General features: G+C 57.1%; 15 protein-coding genes. 4 read left to right on the top strand and 11 right to left on the bottom strand.

Annotated features, from left to right (window positions below; genetic code table 11):
- Nucleotides 1–42 precede the first annotated feature (42 nt).
- Entirely contained in the window at nt 43–498 is a 456-nt protein-coding gene (locus ACFFJK_RS06685) for an Lrp/AsnC ligand binding domain-containing protein (protein WP_211518786.1), read from the top strand.
- 58 nt (nt 499–556) lie between these two features.
- Here the strand turns inward: ACFFJK_RS06685 and ACFFJK_RS06680 are convergent, their stop codons facing one another.
- Nucleotides 557–1,513 (bottom strand): LysR family transcriptional regulator, encoded by a 957-nt coding sequence (locus ACFFJK_RS06680; protein ID WP_379678394.1) that lies wholly within the window; start codon nt 1,511–1,513, stop codon nt 557–559.
- Between the two features lie 143 nt (nt 1,514–1,656).
- On the opposite strand from ACFFJK_RS06680, the gene ACFFJK_RS06675 reads away from it, so the two are divergent.
- On the top strand, nt 1,657–1,854 hold the full coding sequence (locus ACFFJK_RS06675) for a hypothetical protein (RefSeq protein ID WP_379678393.1): 198 nt from the start codon (nt 1,657–1,659) through the stop codon (nt 1,852–1,854).
- A 481-nt stretch (nt 1,855–2,335) separates the two neighbouring features.
- Here ACFFJK_RS06675 and ACFFJK_RS06670 read toward each other — a convergent pair whose 3' ends face one another.
- The 5 genes from ACFFJK_RS06670 to ACFFJK_RS06650 form a co-directional block, all read right to left on the bottom strand.
- The gene (locus tag ACFFJK_RS06670) at nt 2,336–2,887 is read right to left on the bottom strand and encodes a DUF1003 domain-containing protein (RefSeq protein ID WP_379678392.1); all 552 of its coding nucleotides are present in this window, start codon (nt 2,885–2,887) and stop codon (nt 2,336–2,338) included.
- Between the two features lie 119 nt (nt 2,888–3,006).
- Nucleotides 3,007–3,267, bottom strand: a complete 261-nt coding sequence (locus ACFFJK_RS06665) for a YfhL family 4Fe-4S dicluster ferredoxin (RefSeq protein ID WP_379678391.1) — start codon at nt 3,265–3,267, stop codon at nt 3,007–3,009.
- A gap of 26 nt (nt 3,268–3,293) precedes the next feature.
- On the bottom strand, nt 3,294–3,794 hold the full coding sequence (gene coaD / locus ACFFJK_RS06660) for a pantetheine-phosphate adenylyltransferase (protein WP_379678390.1): 501 nt from the start codon (nt 3,792–3,794) through the stop codon (nt 3,294–3,296).
- Between the two features lie 110 nt (nt 3,795–3,904).
- The gene (gene rsmD / locus ACFFJK_RS06655) at nt 3,905–4,546 is read right to left on the bottom strand and encodes a 16S rRNA (guanine(966)-N(2))-methyltransferase RsmD (RefSeq protein WP_379678389.1); all 642 of its coding nucleotides are present in this window, start codon (nt 4,544–4,546) and stop codon (nt 3,905–3,907) included.
- Nucleotides 4,547–4,578: 32 nt separating this feature from the next.
- On the bottom strand, nt 4,579–5,538 hold the full coding sequence (locus ACFFJK_RS06650) for a DUF6279 family lipoprotein (RefSeq protein WP_379678388.1): 960 nt from the start codon (nt 5,536–5,538) through the stop codon (nt 4,579–4,581).
- On the opposite strand from ACFFJK_RS06650, the gene glmU reads away from it, so the two are divergent.
- Nucleotides 5,498–6,874, top strand: coding sequence for a bifunctional UDP-N-acetylglucosamine diphosphorylase/glucosamine-1-phosphate N-acetyltransferase GlmU (glmU, locus tag ACFFJK_RS06645; RefSeq protein WP_379678387.1), 1,377 nt, complete (start codon nt 5,498–5,500; stop codon nt 6,872–6,874). The two genes, ACFFJK_RS06650 and glmU, sit on opposite strands and share 41 nt — an antisense overlap.
- A 147-nt stretch (nt 6,875–7,021) precedes the next feature.
- Here the strand turns inward: glmU and ACFFJK_RS06640 are convergent, their stop codons facing one another.
- Nucleotides 7,022–7,492, bottom strand: coding sequence for an Lrp/AsnC family transcriptional regulator (locus ACFFJK_RS06640; protein ID WP_379678386.1), 471 nt, complete (start codon nt 7,490–7,492; stop codon nt 7,022–7,024).
- A gap of 159 nt (nt 7,493–7,651) precedes the next feature.
- Between ACFFJK_RS06640 and glmS the strand changes: the two genes are divergently transcribed.
- Nucleotides 7,652–9,481 (top strand): glutamine--fructose-6-phosphate transaminase (isomerizing), encoded by a 1,830-nt coding sequence (gene glmS / locus ACFFJK_RS06635; RefSeq protein WP_379678385.1) that lies wholly within the window; start codon nt 7,652–7,654, stop codon nt 9,479–9,481.
- A 381-nt stretch (nt 9,482–9,862) separates the two neighbouring features.
- Here glmS and ACFFJK_RS22975 read toward each other — a convergent pair whose 3' ends face one another.
- From ACFFJK_RS22975 to ACFFJK_RS06610, 4 genes are all read right to left on the bottom strand, one after another.
- Nucleotides 9,863–11,578: a TniQ family protein gene (locus tag ACFFJK_RS22975; RefSeq protein ID WP_512700277.1), complete on the bottom strand. Its 1,716-nt coding sequence runs from the start codon at nt 11,576–11,578 to the stop codon at nt 9,863–9,865.
- Nucleotides 11,579–11,674: 96 nt separating this feature from the next.
- Nucleotides 11,675–13,537: a TnsD family Tn7-like transposition protein gene (locus ACFFJK_RS06620; protein ID WP_379678384.1), complete on the bottom strand. Its 1,863-nt coding sequence runs from the start codon at nt 13,535–13,537 to the stop codon at nt 11,675–11,677.
- A gap of 8 nt (nt 13,538–13,545) precedes the next feature.
- The gene (locus tag ACFFJK_RS06615) at nt 13,546–14,949 is read right to left on the bottom strand and encodes an ATP-binding protein (protein WP_379678383.1); all 1,404 of its coding nucleotides are present in this window, start codon (nt 14,947–14,949) and stop codon (nt 13,546–13,548) included.
- Nucleotides 14,946–15,431, bottom strand: a complete 486-nt coding sequence (locus ACFFJK_RS06610; RefSeq protein WP_379678382.1) for a hypothetical protein — start codon at nt 15,429–15,431, stop codon at nt 14,946–14,948. Before ACFFJK_RS06610 ends, ACFFJK_RS06615 begins: the two co-directional genes overlap by 4 nt.
- Between the last annotated feature and the right edge of the window lie 217 nt (nt 15,432–15,648).

Here is a 15,648-nt window from a genome sequence, read left to right as displayed (position 1 = left end):
GACAATCTGACCGAATAATATTTACATGGCAAGAGGCGGACCATGCTCGACAAGATCAGCAAGAAAATTCTGGCGGAACTACAGAACGACGGACGCATCAGCAACGTCGAGCTGGCTGCCCGCGTGAACCTGTCTCCGGCCGCCTGCCTGGAGCGCGTGCGCAAGCTGCACGAGTCCGGGTACATCCAGGGCTATACGGCCCAGCTCAATCCGCAATTGCTGGACGTCTCGCTGCTGGTCTTCATCGAAGTGGTACTCGATCGTACCACTCCCGAGGTCTTCGATGCATTCAAACAGAGCGTGCAGATGATCCCGGAAGTGCTGGAATGCCACATGGTGGCCGGCGGCTTCGACTACCTGGTGAAGGCGCGCGTCAAGGACATGGCGGCCTACCGCGAATTCCTCGGCAAGACGCTGCTGCAGAAAGGCGTGCGCGAGACGCATACCTATGCGGTGATGGAAGAGGTCAAGAACACGACCAAGCTGCCGATCCGCTGAGCCGACCACCCTACGGTGAAGGGTGGAGCGGTCGCCAAAGGCCGCCCCAGGGACCCAATCAGACGACTTTGCGGGCGCCCGTCTTCGGCGACGCGCTTTCCGCCATGCTTTCCAGGTTCTTGCGCAGCCAGCGGTGCGCCGGGCTACGGCCGTCGCGCTCGTGCCAGAGCATGTCGAGGTGCACCGCCGGCAGCTGGAACGGCAGCTCGCGCCAGACCAGCGCATCGGTCATGCCGGTCGAGACCATCAGGTGCTTCGGCAGCACCGTGATCAGGTCCGAGTTCGCGACCACCCGCCCTGCTGTGAAGAACTGGTTCACCGTCAATAAGATACGGCGCTCGCGGCCGATCTGGGCCAGCGCTTCGTCCACCAGGCCGTGCGCACGGCCGGAGAAGCTCACCAGCAGATGGTTCGCCTTGCAATAGGTGTCGAGGTCGAGTTTTTCCTTGGCCAGCGGATGGTCCTTGCGCATCACGCACACATACACGCCCGAATACAGGCGCTCGTGACGAATCGGCGAGCCCGTTTCATACGATAACTGGGCCGCCACGCCCGGGAAGAAACCGACCGCCAGGTCGATGTCGCCGCGCAGCAGCATCGGGCGCGGCTCGCGCGTGGTCAAGGGCACCATGCGGATGTTCACGCCGGGTGCTTCGCTCTCGATCGAGCGCATCAGGGAAGGCAGCCACAGCGCGGCCGTGGCATCCGCCATCGCCATCCGGAAGGTTGCCTGCGCCTTCGAGACGTCGAAGGTTTCCGGCATCACGGCCGCTTCCAGCGCGGCCAGCGCCTGGCGCACGGCCGGCCACAAGGCTTCCGCGCGCGGGGTCGGCTTGACGCCGTAGGCGGTGCGGATCAGCAATTCGTCGCCGAGGCTTTCGCGCAGGCGCTTGATGGCGTTCGACACCGCCGGTTGGGTCATCGCCAGGTGGCCGGCGGCGCGGGTGAGGTTTTGCTCGGTCATGACTGCGTCGAAGACACGCAGCAGGTTCAGGTCAAGCGTGAGAAAGCTCATGGGAACTCTTGGAAAAGCGGGCGATAAATATGCCAAGAGTGTACCTTAACTATTCACAGAATGCATAAGCGTCATCAGTGAACAAAATTAGATTTATATGTTGCATCGCACTATATTGTGCACAACTGAACAATACACGCACCATGTCTACCACGCTTACCCTGATCCAAACCGCGGTCGCCGCCGTCCCTGTCGGCCAGGTCGTCCAGACCGCGACCGGCCTTGCCCTGCTGGGTGGGGTCGCCATGTTGTTCCGTCCCCTTCTTGTCGGCCTGGGCCGCGCCGCGCTCTTGAGCGTGCGTCCGCGCCCTGCCAAGACCGAGCTGGGCGCGCCTCGCTGATCCCTGCTGCTTCCTCCTCCGTTTAACGCGGCCTCCGATCCGGACGCCGCGTTTTTTTTCGCCCGTCGATTCGGCCGGACAAATAACGACCATCCCTCGCCGTCCATTGGGTGACTTGTCGTCACCGGAGTTTTCTCGTCCGGTCGATTTAACAAATCTTACAAAGAGTCAAAATATAGATAAACAGCATTGCATTTAGCAAAAGCAGATTGTGAGAAGTTGGCTACAAATCGCGGATGGATATACGAACGATGAAGGGCAATATCGCCTGTTCCCCCATTGGTTGCGGGCCATGAAAAATACGCTGCGAATCGTGCAATTAGTCGGCTATTGTATGGATATTTGTTGAAGATAGAGGAGTTATGAAAGGTGTTACACACAATTCACATTGTCGATATCGACATGCGTAATTTTCGGTAATGAAGGCGGTAAAGCACTGCCATGGCCGCGCAAGCGCGCGGGCAGGCGACCGTGCCGGCATTCATTCTTTCTTGCAGTTGAGGTTTTCCGCTTCGTCTTCAATGATGTCGAGGACGGCTCCCGTGTCGGTTGGCTTGCCCAGCTCTTGGGCCGCCTGGTTCACCTTGTTGGGAACGTTCGGCAGGGCGCGCCGCAGTTCTTCCAGCATCTGGATGATCTTGCTGTTCTTTTCTTCGGCCATCAGGTTCACCTGCAGATCGAGGTGCGCGTGGTGATTGGCGAGCTTGGACATCCGATTCTGGCGAATCAGGACGGTGGTGGAGATGACAAAGGCGTTCAGGCCGATCAGGCCCTGCAACCAGAAAAAGGGCGGTTCGTCGATCTGCTCGTAGCCGAGCTCCGGCGCCGCCAGGTTCCAGGCGATCCAGGCGACCACGAACACGAGATTGCCGGCCACGTACCAAGGGCTGCCGAGAAACAGGCTGATCTTCTCGACGATCCGCTGCGCCGGCGTCACCTCTTGTTCATGGCGCGCATAGAACTCGGACAGGGTGCCGAGATGCTCCCGCAGGACGGAAGGAACCGCATTCTGATGATCGTCGCGCGTGTCCATGCAAATCAGGATAGCACGGCGCAAATCCAATCAAATGCGCGTGCGCGCGCACGGCGTAGTGCTGCCGGCAAGGAAAAAATCGGGAGAAATAAAAAAGCCGGCGGAAGCCGGCTCGGGAATCAGGCGTTTGCCTTCTCTGCGGTGAGGCGCTCGAACTTGGCCTGCAGTTCTTCGCGCGTTTCGCGCCAAGCCGGGTTCAAGGGGATGCAGGCCACCGGGCACAGCACCGCACAGGTCGGCTCATCGAAATGGCCGACGCATTCGGTGCATTTATGCGGGTCGATCTGGTAAAACTCGGCGCCCATCGAGATGGCGTCGTTCGGACACTCGGGTTCGCAGACGTCGCAGTTGATGCAATCGTCGGTAATCATCAGGGCCATGGTGGACTTCTCCCAGCTTGCAGCTGTCAGGCAGCCGGCGCCGCTTTGATTGCTGCGATTTTCCTTTGCAGCCAGCGGTCCACCGACGGGAAGACAAATTTCGATACGTCGCCGCCCAGCATGGCGATCTCGCGCACGATGGTGCCCGAGATGAACTGGTACTGGTCGGACGGGGTCAGGAACAGGGTTTCGACATCCGGGAGCAAATAGCGGTTCATGCCCGCCATCTGGAACTCGTATTCGAAGTCGGACACGGCGCGCAGGCCGCGCACGATCACGCGTGCATCGTGCTCGCGCACGAAATCCTTGAGCAGGCCGGAAAAACTTTCGACCTGCACGTTCGGGTAATGGCCCAGCACTTCATTCGCGATTTCCAGCCGCTCGTCGAGCGAGAAGAACGGTTTCTTGTTCTTGCTGTCGGCCACACCCACTACCAGGCGGTCGAACAGGCCCGAGGCACGGCGGACCAGGTCCTCATGGCCACGCGTGAGCGGATCGAAAGTACCTGGATAAACGGCTACAACCATTGCGGCTCCCTTGGAGAATCACCCTGTAAGAACGCGCATTATGCCTGAAAATCCGGCAGCCGCCCCAGCCCGGGGCCGTCTTTGCCCAATGTTTGTGCAGGTTTGGCCGTTTAAGTATTGTTTTCGTGCAACCTGAGCAGGTAGTAATAAACCATGCCGGCCTTGTCCGCGCGCACGGCCTCCCAGCCGGCCAGCCAGTCGGGCACGGCATCGCCTTCGAGTACCAGCGGCGCGCCGGCTTCCGCATACACCATGCCGCCTTCGTTCAGGATGGCCGGGCACAGGGGCAGGATCTGCTCGAGCAGGTCGAGCTGGTAAGGCGGATCGAGGAAGATCACGTCGAACCGCTGGCCGCGCGCGGCCAGGTCGCGCACCAGCGCCAGCGCGTCGGCGCGCAGCACCGTGACCTGGTTCGCCTTGAGTTTTTCGCGATTGGCGTCGAGTTGGTGCGCCGCTGGCGCGTAGTTGTCCACCATGATGACCTTTGCCGCGCCGCGGCTGGCCGCTTCGAAGCCGAGCGCGCCGGAGCCGGCAAACAGGTCGAGGAAGCAGGCACGGTCCCAGTCACCGCCGAGTTGGTGGTTGATCCAGTTGAAGACGGTCTCGCGGACACGGTCTGGCGTCGGGCGCAAGCCGTTGGCGTCGAGGACCGGGAGCAGGGTACGTTTCCAGGCGCCGCCGATGATGCGGACCTGGCGCGGCGCCAGGCGCGGTGCGCCGTGGGGCTGGGGTTTGGCTGACTTCTTTTGCATGGGCCGGACTATAGCACGGGCACGCCCTGCCCTTATCTGCCCGCGGCCAGCGTCTGGAAATCATCGATCCAGCCCTGCATGCGCTGCTGTGCATGCTTTTTCTGGGCTGGGGTGGCGATGCGGATCGCGGTCAGGATGTAATTGGTTGTCTGGTTGAGGCTGGTATCGTAAAAAGCCTTGCGCTCGGGCGACTCCATGCGGGCGAAGAACTCGCGCTGCAGCGCGCCGATCTGGGCGGCTGCCTGCTCGCGGTTTGGCTTTTCTTGCTGGAACGTGCGCAGCAGGGCAAGCACGCGGCGCTGGCGCCAGATGCGCTCTTCCAGCCAGATCTCGTTGTCGAGCGGGCGGGCATCGGAAACGCGGCGCAGCGTGGCTTCCTGTTCGCTGTTGAAGTTGCCGAACCACAGTTCGAACTGTTCCATCGACTTCTTGAAACGGGCGCGCTGGCGTTTTTCGGTGCTACCTTGAATAAATTTCTTACGGTATTCCGCGTTTTTTGCATTGAACTTGCGCTCGATATTGGCGATCTGTTCGGGTTTGATCGACAGTGCCAAGGTGGTCAGCTCCGGCACGGCGCGCGTGGCCAGGCGTTCCCCGCGGGTGCGGATCTCGCGGTAGGTGTTGATCAGGTCGGCCTGGGTGGGGTTGCCGGCCAGCTGGCGCTGCAAACCGCCGAGCAGGCTGGCGTAGTCGCGCAACTGCGTCTGGCGGTGCCAGCGGAACAGGCTATTGATGTCGCGCTTGGTGATGTCGGCCTGTTGCCCTTCCAGGTCGGCATAGGAATCCAGCCACCAGTACAGCAAGGTATCGCCCTGGTTATACGTAAAACGCACCGAGCTGCAACCTGCGGCCAGCGCCAGCAGCGCGACCATGCAGAGCGCAATCGTGCGCCGGAGCAAGTTGTCTGGCGTGTTAAACTTTTTCATATTATCAACTTTTCGAGAACGGCTTATGAACGTTGTGATCCTCGCCGCCGGCATGGGAAAGCGCATGCAGTCTGCGCTGCCGAAAGTCTTGCATCCACTGGCGGGGAAACCGCTGTTGCGGCATGTCATCGATACCGCCCGCGGCTTATCGCCGAGTAAATTATGCGTGATTTATGGGCACGGGGGCGCAGCGGTGCCGGAGATGGTAAGCAGGCTGGCCGCCGAGACCGGCACGGTGATCGACACTGCGCTGCAGCAGCCGCAGCTGGGTACCGGCCACGCGGTGATGCAGGCCGTGCCGCAGCTCGATGAAAGCGTACCGACCCTGGTGCTGTACGGCGACGTGCCGCTGACCACGGCGGCTTCGCTCGGCCGCCTGGTGGAAGCCGCCGGCAACGACAAGCTGGCGATCCTGACCGTCGAGCAGGCCAATCCCTTCGGTTTGGGCCGCATCGTGCGCGAGAACGGCAACATCGTGCGCATCGTCGAAGAAAAGGATGCGAACGAGGCCGAGCGCGCGATCCGCGAAATCAACAGCGGCATCATGGTCATCCCGACCGTGCGCCTGAAAACCTGGCTGGCGGCGCTGTCGAACAACAATGCGCAAGGCGAGTATTACCTGACCGATATCGTGGCCCAGGCCGTCAATGACGGCGTGCCGGTGGTGTCGGCCCAGCCGTCCGCCGAATGGGAAGTGGCGGGCGTGAACAGCAAGGTGCAGCTGGCCGAGCTCGAGCGCCGTCACCAATTGAACATTGCCAACGCCCTGCTGGAAAAGGGCGTGACCCTGATGGACCCGGCGCGCATCGACGTGCGCGGCGAACTGGTATGCGGGCGCGACGTCGTGATCGACGTCGGCTGCGTGTTCGAGGGACGGGTCGAGCTGCTCGATGGCGTGACGATCGGACCGCACTGCGTGCTGGTCAACGCCAAGGTCGGCACCGGGGCCCAGATCAAGCCCTTCTGCCATATCGAAGACGCGATCGTCGGCGCCCAATCGCAGATCGGTCCGTATGCGCGCCTGCGCCCGGGCACCGAGCTGGGCGAAGACGTCCATGTGGGTAACTTCGTCGAGATCAAGAACAGCCAGGTGGCGGCGCACAGCAAGGCCAATCACCTGGCCTATGTGGGCGACGCCACCGTCGGTTCGCGCGTGAACATCGGCGCCGGCACCATCACCTGCAATTACGACGGCGCGAACAAATTCCGTACCGTGATCGAGGACGACGCCTTCATCGGCAGCGACAGCCAACTGGTGGCCCCGGTCACCGTCGGTAAAGGCGCCACGCTGGGCGCCGGCACGACGCTGACGAAGGATGCGCCGGCGGGCAAGCTGACGATTTCGCGTCCGAAGCAGATGACGGTCGAAGGCTGGAACCGTCCGGTGAAGGTGAAGAAGTAAGCGTCCGGAAGAGTCATCCACCGCCTGTCAACAGGCTAGTAACAGGAAAACCACAGGAATAGCACAGGGTAATCACAGGCTTATCCTGTGGATTTCCCTGGGGTATTCCACAAAGTTGTCCACACCCTTGCCTTGGCTTGCCTCCTGTCAGACGGCGATGCGCGTGTCGAATTTGCTGCGGTGGGTCGAAAAATACGCTTTCACGTTGCGCACATTGGCGTGCGCGGTGAACAGCCGGTGGGCAAGCGCGTGGTAGGCGGGCATGTCGGCAACCTGCACGACGAGCACGAAGTCCGGGCCCGGCGTGACACGGTAGCACTGCATGACGCTGGTTTCCGTGGCGGCCAGGCGTTCGAATTCCGTCATGCGCTCGGCCGCCTGGACGTCGAGCGTGATCTCGACGATGGCAGTCAAGCCTGCACCGACCTTGCCCGGGTCGACGATGGCGACCTGGCGCGCGATGACGCCGCTGTCGGTCAGCTGTTTTACGCGGCGCAAACAGGTCGGCGGTGATACATGGACGAGTTCAGCCAATTCGGCATTCGTATGCGATGCATCAGTCTGCAATGCATTGAGGATGCGACGATCGAGATCGTCCAACGGTGCTTGTTCTGGCATGGTGTGAAATAAATCTACAAAAATCCAATTAATTTGAAATTATATTTCATGTATAGTATGCCGTGAAATAATATTTCAAAAATAGCCGCGCACTGAAAGCATATTTCAAGCAAGTTGCTCTACGATGAGATTCATTAACAATCATTAACGAGGTCAATCATGTGCGGTATCGTCGGTGCAGTCGCCAAGCGCAACATCACTCCAGTTCTGATCGAAGGCCTGAAACGCCTGGAATACCGGGGCTATGATTCGTGCGGCGTGGCCGTGCACCTGGACGGCAAGCTGACCCGTTCGCGCAGCACCTCGCGCGTGGCCGACCTCGAATCGCAGGTCCGTGAAGCGCGCCTGGACGGTTTCACCGGCATCGCCCACACCCGCTGGGCCACCCACGGCGCGCCGGCCTCGCACAACGCGCACCCGCACTTCTCGCCGAGCGAAGAGAACGCGCGCATCGCACTTGTCCACAACGGCATCATCGAAAACCACGACGAGCTGCGCCGTGAATTGAGCGAGCTCGGCTACCAGTTCACGAGCCAGACCGACACCGAGGTCATCGCCCACCTGGTCGACCACATGTACACCGGCGACCTGTTCGAGACCGTCCAGCAGGCCGTCAAGCGCCTGCACGGCGCCTACGCCATCGCCGTGTTCTCGCGCGAGGAACCGCACCGCGTGGTCGCCGCGCGCCAGGGTTCGCCGTTGATCGTCGGCGTGGGCGAAAGCGAGAATTTCGTGGCGTCGGACGCAATGGCGCTGGCCGGCACCACCGACCAGATCATCTACCTGGAAGAAGGCGACGTGGTCGACCTGCAGCTGGCTCGCTACTGGATCGTCGACAGCGAAGGCCGTTCGGTCGAGCGCGAAGTCAAAACCGTGCACGCCCATACCGGCGCGGCGGAACTCGGTCCGTACCGCCATTACATGCAGAAGGAAATTTTTGAACAGCCGCGCGTCATCGGCGACACCCTCGAGGGCGTGACCGGCATCATGCCGGAACTGTTCGGCGATGGCGCCCACCGCGTGTTCAAGGAAATCGACCGCGTCCTGATCCTGGCCTGCGGCACCAGCTACTACGCCGGCCTCACCGCCAAGTACTGGATCGAATGCATCGCCAAGCTGCCGGTCAACGTCGAGATCGCCAGCGAATACCGCTACCGCGACAGCGTGCCGCACCCGCAGACCCTGGTCGTGACGATTTCGCAGAGCGGCGAAACGGCCGACACCCTGGCCGCGCTGAAGCACGCGCGCAGCCTGGGCATGCCGCACACGCTCACCATCTGCAACGTCGCCACCAGCGCCATGGTGCGCGAGTGCAAGCTGGCCTACATCACCCGCGCCGGCGTCGAAGTGGGCGTGGCCTCGACCAAGGCGTTTACCACGCAGCTGGCCGCCCTGTTCCTGCTGACCCTGACCCTGGCCCAGGTCAACGGCCGCTTGAGCGACGAGCAGGAAGCCGAACACCTGAAAATGATGCGCCACCTGCCGGTCGCATTGAGCTCGGTGCTGGCGCTGGAACCGCAGATCATGGCCTGGGCCGAAGAGTTCGCGCGCAAGGAAAACGCCCTGTTCCTGGGCCGCGGCATGCACTACCCGATCGCCCTGGAAGGCGCCCTGAAACTCAAGGAGATTTCGTACATCCACGCCGAAGCCTACCCGGCAGGCGAACTGAAGCACGGCCCGCTGGCGCTGGTGACCGAAGAGATGCCGGTGGTGACGATCGCCCCGAACGACGCGCTGCTGGAAAAACTGAAGTCGAACATGCAGGAAGTGCGCGCGCGCGGCGGCCAGCTGTACGTGTTCGCCGACGTCGACTCGCGCATCACTTCCGGTGACGGCCTGCATGTGATCCGCCTGCCGGAACACTATGGAGAACTGTCGCCGATCCTGCACGTGGCCGCGCTGCAGCTGCTGGCCTACCACACCGCGCTGGCGCGCGGTACCGATGTGGACAAGCCACGTAACCTGGCCAAGTCGGTGACGGTGGAATAAGCCGTACCGTCTTCCGTGCTGGCTCTTTGAATGACAAATATTACGGACAATTTGTACGGGGCAGACGCGCAGTTGGACAATTTTTCCTGTAATGCGGGAATTTTGGCCAATTGAAACTTCGATAGGCGGCAAGGGCTCATCCATGCCGCCTTCGTTTGAGTTTGACTATGTACGACGTCCCTAACGTCCACAACGGTCAGCCTCAACCCTCGGCGCGAAACCAAGTTATGCCGTCACTTGCTGAACAGAACTAACTAGACGTTCGCCGGTTCTCTAGGCTTCTGATAGTGGAAAGAGGGCAAACCGCTGCTCAGCAACAACCTGGACCGCCCCAGCCCAAGTGCGCGCCGCGTATGGCTGGGGTGGAACGTCTCGCTTTATTCATTTGTCTAGAAGTTTTCTTCTGATTTCCTCGATGAGTTCTGCAACTTGTTTGGTGCTTACCAACGCAGAAATGCCAGCCAATTCCCTTACCATGCTCGGCGCCAAGCTGAGACCTTCCGCTAGTCTTTTCTTAACAGCCCACTCTAACGCCCTGTGCCTGAACACCCAGAGATCCTCTTCTATAAGGCTATCGGGAATCCGGTATTTTGCCGCCTGACTTAGCAGCGTTTTTACCGAAGTATTCAAGCCTCGGGCGGCGTCCCGGCGCCTAAACCTTTTCGGGCGTTCCGTCCGCTCACAGTGCTCAGTACGTGCGAGATCAAGTCGGCGGACGAGATTCGTTCGTGACTCGGCGTTACGTTTGTCGCGCGACGACATAATCGTAGACTCGAGCCATGCCGTGTCCCGATATAAGGCACGAATCGCCGCCTCATGCAGCTTTCTGGTCAACCTAAACTTGAGAGCCAAGTCAACATCACAAGTGAGCAGTATTCTATCGGACTCGATCGATGGAATTAGCTCCACCAATCCTTTCGATCTTTCAGGTAGCTGTCTCTGTAACCAAGGAAAGTCCTCAAGAGCAAGTCGCCAGAAGACGAAAGGCCGAGCGGATCGAATAGCTTTCCATCCAATGGCTTTTTTATCCGCGAAGAATTCGAGAAAGCGTTGCCGCGCCCCTTCTACGGTCGCGGGGCGCGGGTTTCTTTGCCAAATTGGCTTTATTTCTTCGACCGCACCTGGATTAAAAGCCGAAACCTCACCAAGTGCCATCTCGAACGAGATTCCGCAGGCAGTGAACAGTGCGGCATAAACAGCTACCGTAGCATTTGTTAAGGATAGGTTACTTGTTCGACTTGTCGCGCCGATTTGCCTTCGTGATGTTCGCCGAATCCAGTTTGCCCCACCCTCTCCGAACGCATGTTCAAGTGCTCGTTGCCCCCCGTGCCGACCGGAACCGGGATAGCTAACGCGCAACTGTTGGCGTAGATACCCGAGCAGCCTGGGGCCTGCAAGCGCTCCCCTCTCAGAATGTAAGCACATATGTTCAAAGATCGCCAACCGCCACCATATATCCTTCTTCTTCTCGTTAACGCCAAAGTGACGGGCATCAGTCAAGTCAGCCCCGCAACGGCAATTTGGGTAAATCAACAGAAGATTTCGCACATCACCTAGCGGCGTTGTACACGCTGGGCAGTTACTTATCAGATCGAGACCATGCTTGTGGCAGACGCGGGATCCCCTCAGCTGATGCGAACGGTGGAAGTAGCAAGATCCAAGCACCTTCCAATCGTCGTACAGGCATGCTGGGCACGCCCTTAAAAATGCCTGATTGAGGTCCTTGCTTGATTTGCGTGATCCTCTTCCGAAATTTAATAGCGCAGGCGGATCAGCAGCATTTGTACCACCTTTCTCACAATTTCCCTCCCAAGCGTGCATACATTCCCAATATGGGCGCGTAGAGAAGCGAGACAAGCATTCCAGATATGTCAGATCTAATGTGGAAAGAATATGAAGCGTGCTCTCTGATGGAGGGATTATGTCGGCGAGTACGATCCTCCCAAGACGTTTCGGTACTCCTAGCCATCTTAAAAATACAGGTTTAGTGTTGATTCCGTTAGTGGCAGCGAGCCGGCCCAGCCAGCTTCCAAAAATCTCGTCAGGGAATGCTTTCGGAATGAAGGATAGAGGAAAAGGATCTGAAAAGCCTTGCATTAACGCATCGAACAAACTTCTTATATAAAAATTCCCGTGAGCCTTTTAGGACTGATCAAGGTCCTAAAGATCAAGGGGTACCCCGCGTATAATATATTAATTGATGTAAACAAGCCTATCTATTTTCTTTATTTTCCATTTCGTGTAGATAGTGTGTGTAGCTGTCCAGTTCTTTATTCCCGCTACCCTTTGCACGCGCCAAATCATCAGCTTCTCCCCAGCCTCTCGCAAGCGATCAATCGCTATATCAAGCCTGTGTAATTCGTATGAAAAGGGTGGCTCTTCCAGAACGTCGAGACAAGACTTTACAGTAGGAAGGCGTTGTTCATTCGCCCGAAAGAGTGCTTCGCCAATTTGCCGGACAAGTAGAGTCCTGCTAAGTCTTGGTCTAGACGGCTGCAATCTAAGCGTAGATGCGAACTGCTTCAATCGTTCGGAGAGCTCCAAGTCCCGAGCACCCCAGTCTACTCGAAAGTAGCTTCGTCGTTCAGTTCGGAAACCTTGACAGCTCAACTCCAGCCATTCCCGATCATTGCGGCGAAGCCAAGCGTAAGCTGCAGGCGCAGCGGTACGCGCTGCTTTTACTCCAACATCATGGGATGCTTCGGCCGCTAATTCCCATTGTCGCCGTCTCTCCTCTTTTTCCTTCTTTAACCGTGCTGAGAGACACGCGGTGGCAACTTCCGGTCTTTCGGCCATTATCCGATACACGGTACTGAGCGAGACGTCGCAAATCGAAGCGACTTCGGTGATCGGTAACCCGTCTTGCAACAGGTTAGCAATCCTGGTTAGCCAATCGTCATCAAGATACTTTTGGCGGGCAGATATCTTTACCCCTAACGATCGGCGGCGACTAACGACACTCGTAACAGACACACCTAATATGCGAGCCACTTGGCGGCATGAGAGACTGTTGTCGCGATAAAAGGCTTGCTCTTCACTGCTGAACTCCTGGGAAAAAATCTGTTCGTTTTCCTCGGGTTCGTGACCAAGTTTTGAATTGGCTTCGACTGACTTTAAAAAATTGGAAAGCGATCCGAACAAGTAGCCTATGAGAATAAGGTGGCAAATCGGGTGGCAAGAGCGATTACTTCTCTCTAGTGTAGGGCGCAGCCATGCTAGAGGAGTTCTCTCCGTCGAGAGAATCCTGGACTTGTGAAAAAAACCGTCAAACTCGCTGTAGTGCCGACGCAGAGCCATGGAAAGGCTGGGATAGTGGATACGTCCCCGCTTGCATAGCCCTAACGAATTTATGGCTGATTCGTATGCTTTTTTACGCATCAGCGGATCATGTGCTGGCAATCGCGCTTCTAGTAGCGCTTGGGACAATATTGAGAAACTGACCTGCTGCGGAGGGGGCTCTTTTTGATATGACCGACTAAGGTTGTGGTAAGACGGTAATATGAAACGCTGCTTGTGATCGATAACGCCCGATAACTCTTGGCTGATCAAAATGGTCTCGTGTTCCGGGCAGACTGTAACGCCTGGTAGCTGATGAGACCTATGCCAATAAGGCGTTCCATGGTTTTTTAAATCCTGCTGCACACATTCGGCACAAAATCTCAAATTCGGGTTTGCGCCAAAGCGGTTAGCAAGACGTCCGATCAAGGCTTTCAGGCCTTTGCCATTGCCATGAAGTAGAAGATTAGTGGCCGTTTCGCCCCGTTCGGGAGTAAGGAAAGGGCGATGATAGGGATAGAGCGTGCCAAATTCGATCATCTCAATTGCAGATGCAAGAGGTGAGCTCGACCCTAGTCGCTGCTGTAGTTCTTGCAGCCGGGTTGGAAGGTCTGGACTTGGAATGACATTGCATGACCCGAAAAGCTGCTGCAAACATCGTCTGGCGCTTCCGAGAATATTCAAATTGGAAACTCTGCCAATATATGAATAGAGCAGCTCGTCCGGCAAGAGCTGTGGCATAAAGCATATGCTTAAGCTTGATGATGAGGCAATACTCATTTGAAGCTCTATAGGGCGAGTGGGTCTTCTGTAGGTAGATCGAAAGTGCTTGCTTCAGATATCTGTCGTGTCTTTTTTACTTTACGGGAAGCTTTTTTGAGTGCCTCTGCTGAAGTGTCGTCGATCGCGTCGAATTCATCGCCGTTGCTGGTTTCTGGTTCAGGGTCTTTTGCTCCCAGCATCTTACGAAGTGCTCGATATTTCTCGCTAAATAACAAATCATCGAAAGCGCGTAGTTTGTCTGGATTCCCGCTTCGAAGCGCTGACACTGCCGGTTGCAGAAACGCCATATCAGTGGCAGCCGCACGTGCGAACGCACTGGCATCAATAACTTCTCGTCCACCGATCTCATTACGTTGTGCTAGCATGAATGCTAGGGCTGCAAAAGCTGTGTTTCCTGCCGATGCTTTCCACCAAGCCTCCATAACCGATTTGTCGAGCCGCCCCTTTTTCTTTACGTACGTATAGTCCCAATAGGTATCGCAAAAATCCTTCCATTGCGGATCATTCTTCTTCATGGGTTTCAGGATCGTTTCGCCATAGGATGCCATTTTTCTACCGTTGCGAACGCTTCCTTCGATGACTGATTGTACGGCTGGTGTAGCTAGAGCTAACAGACTTATGCCGAGCCGCTCGATAATCTCGCTAAAAAGGTTTAGCACAATTGACGCATTTTCTCCGCGCGCGCTTTTCAAATTCTGTACTTCGTCGACAATTAAAAAGCCTAAGGAAACTGCGGTAGCCACTTGGTTCATCAACTGAACCATGGGAGCGATTTGACGTAATGCACGCGCTTCGCGAACATAGTTTGTGCCGAGTAGACGATCTACTTCTTCAAAAAACTGTATGCATAAGCTCTTCAATGTCGCATCATGTGGGACACGAACTACTATGTACACGATCTGCTTGCACCTCAAAGGCTGTCCGTTATATTTCTCGTGACTGATGACTTGAGGGTATCGAAGTAGGAAAGACAGTGCAAACGTGGTCTTGCCCATTCCGCTGACGGCCATCATAAAATGGCCTTTACCTGAAGATTTCCAGTCCTGTGGAAAGGGCAATCCGTTTGCATTTTGGCTTGCAAGCGCGTGTCGCCGTTGCTGGTCAATTATCGACAACGGATTTCGCGATACATAGGTCTCCCGCATTATTGTGGCAAGTGAGATGGCGGCTTTTTGATATTCCGGAAAGGGAAAGACAATGTCATTTAGAGTAGACATCTCCATTATTCGTACAATCTCTCCCGCCTTCCGGGTCGCTACAGTCGGCTGCGGAGGGTAGTGCGAAAGAGCGGTTAGAAATTCAGCCTTTGTCTGCTCAATTGGCGGTAGCGCTTCAATGAACGGGTTATCACTGAAGCGGCGGACGCCGGTCACGTTGTATGTCGCCGTAACAGTGGTACTGCCCTTCATTGTCTGCTCCTGTGTTTACGAATCAATTCCAAGTTACGAAGCCGTTCTTCCTCTTCGTATTTCGTCCAGTCGTGTTCGACCACGGCCTTATCGTCCTCCGAGCGTTCTTCTCGCTCCCCAGCGCCGCCAACTAAATTCCGCTTCATGCGTGCCGTTTCCATCTTCCTTAATGAGTTTTGTTTCGCTTTCTCAACCTTTTCTGCAGGAGTACGAGAAGTCCCCGCTTTTTTTCCTGCTTTTTGACTTTTAGCAGCTACGCGCCCTACGCGACTTTCGTGTTCTGAACGCGCCCACAGCAATGCGTTTTGGGACGAAAGAGCATCCTCTTCATCAAGGGTTAGCCCGGCCATCTCGCTCTCACCACCTCGCGTGACTTGAAAAGATGCCCATGTTCCGCGCTTCGTAACAATAAAAACTTCGGCTGGATCAGTCCTGTCAAGCCGAATGCTGACTTGTCGAGCCCGCCTGGTCGAGTTAGACATGATTTCGATAGCTGCTTCGTTGGCAGGTAAATAGGCTCGCTTCTTGTATCGCAGGACGCCATTCGCTACGCTTGCTAGATCTGACGCTAGCTGTTTAGTTTCGTGCGATCATGTTCCTCGCCGTAGTTGGCCTTTGTTCCGTGCAAAGGCTATGCTGGGCGACTTGATTGCTGGGTTCAGCAGTCCCGGCATTCAATCGCACCAGGAGCAGTTGGCA

Origin of the sequence: Massilia consociata (genome assembly GCF_042432755.1) — a bacterium.
In the GTDB taxonomy this organism is placed as follows: domain Bacteria; phylum Pseudomonadota; class Gammaproteobacteria; order Burkholderiales; family Burkholderiaceae_D; genus Telluria; species Telluria consociata.
Note: the sequence above shows the minus strand (reverse complement) of the source record. Positions and strands in the feature narration are given on the sequence as shown.

Coding starts and splice junctions, on each gene's coding strand:
- glmS (WP_379678385.1), top strand. CDS start 7,652: ATGTGCGGTATCGTCGGTGCAGTCGCCAAGCGCAACATCACTCCAGTT.
- ACFFJK_RS22975 (WP_512700277.1), bottom strand. CDS start 11,578: ATGCAAGGCTTTTCAGATCCTTTTCCTCTATCCTTCATTCCGAAAGCA.
- ACFFJK_RS06665 (WP_379678391.1), bottom strand. CDS start 3,267: ATGGCCCTGATGATTACCGACGATTGCATCAACTGCGACGTCTGCGAA.
- coaD (WP_379678390.1), bottom strand. CDS start 3,794: ATGGTTGTAGCCGTTTATCCAGGTACTTTCGATCCGCTCACGCGTGGC.
- rsmD (WP_379678389.1), bottom strand. CDS start 4,546: ATGCAAAAGAAGTCAGCCAAACCCCAGCCCCACGGCGCACCGCGCCTG.
- ACFFJK_RS06640 (WP_379678386.1), bottom strand. CDS start 7,492: ATGCCAGAACAAGCACCGTTGGACGATCTCGATCGTCGCATCCTCAAT.
- ACFFJK_RS06675 (WP_379678393.1), top strand. CDS start 1,657: ATGTCTACCACGCTTACCCTGATCCAAACCGCGGTCGCCGCCGTCCCT.
- ACFFJK_RS06615 (WP_379678383.1), bottom strand. CDS start 14,949: ATGAAGGGCAGTACCACTGTTACGGCGACATACAACGTGACCGGCGTC.
- ACFFJK_RS06610 (WP_379678382.1), bottom strand. CDS start 15,431: ATGTCTAACTCGACCAGGCGGGCTCGACAAGTCAGCATTCGGCTTGAC.
- ACFFJK_RS06680 (WP_379678394.1), bottom strand. CDS start 1,513: ATGAGCTTTCTCACGCTTGACCTGAACCTGCTGCGTGTCTTCGACGCA.
- ACFFJK_RS06620 (WP_379678384.1), bottom strand. CDS start 13,537: ATGAGTATTGCCTCATCATCAAGCTTAAGCATATGCTTTATGCCACAG.
- ACFFJK_RS06650 (WP_379678388.1), bottom strand. CDS start 5,538: ATGCGCTTTCCCATGCCGGCGGCGAGGATCACAACGTTCATAAGCCGT.
- ACFFJK_RS06670 (WP_379678392.1), bottom strand. CDS start 2,887: ATGGACACGCGCGACGATCATCAGAATGCGGTTCCTTCCGTCCTGCGG.
- ACFFJK_RS06685 (WP_211518786.1), top strand. CDS start 43: ATGCTCGACAAGATCAGCAAGAAAATTCTGGCGGAACTACAGAACGAC.
- glmU (WP_379678387.1), top strand. CDS start 5,498: ATGAACGTTGTGATCCTCGCCGCCGGCATGGGAAAGCGCATGCAGTCT.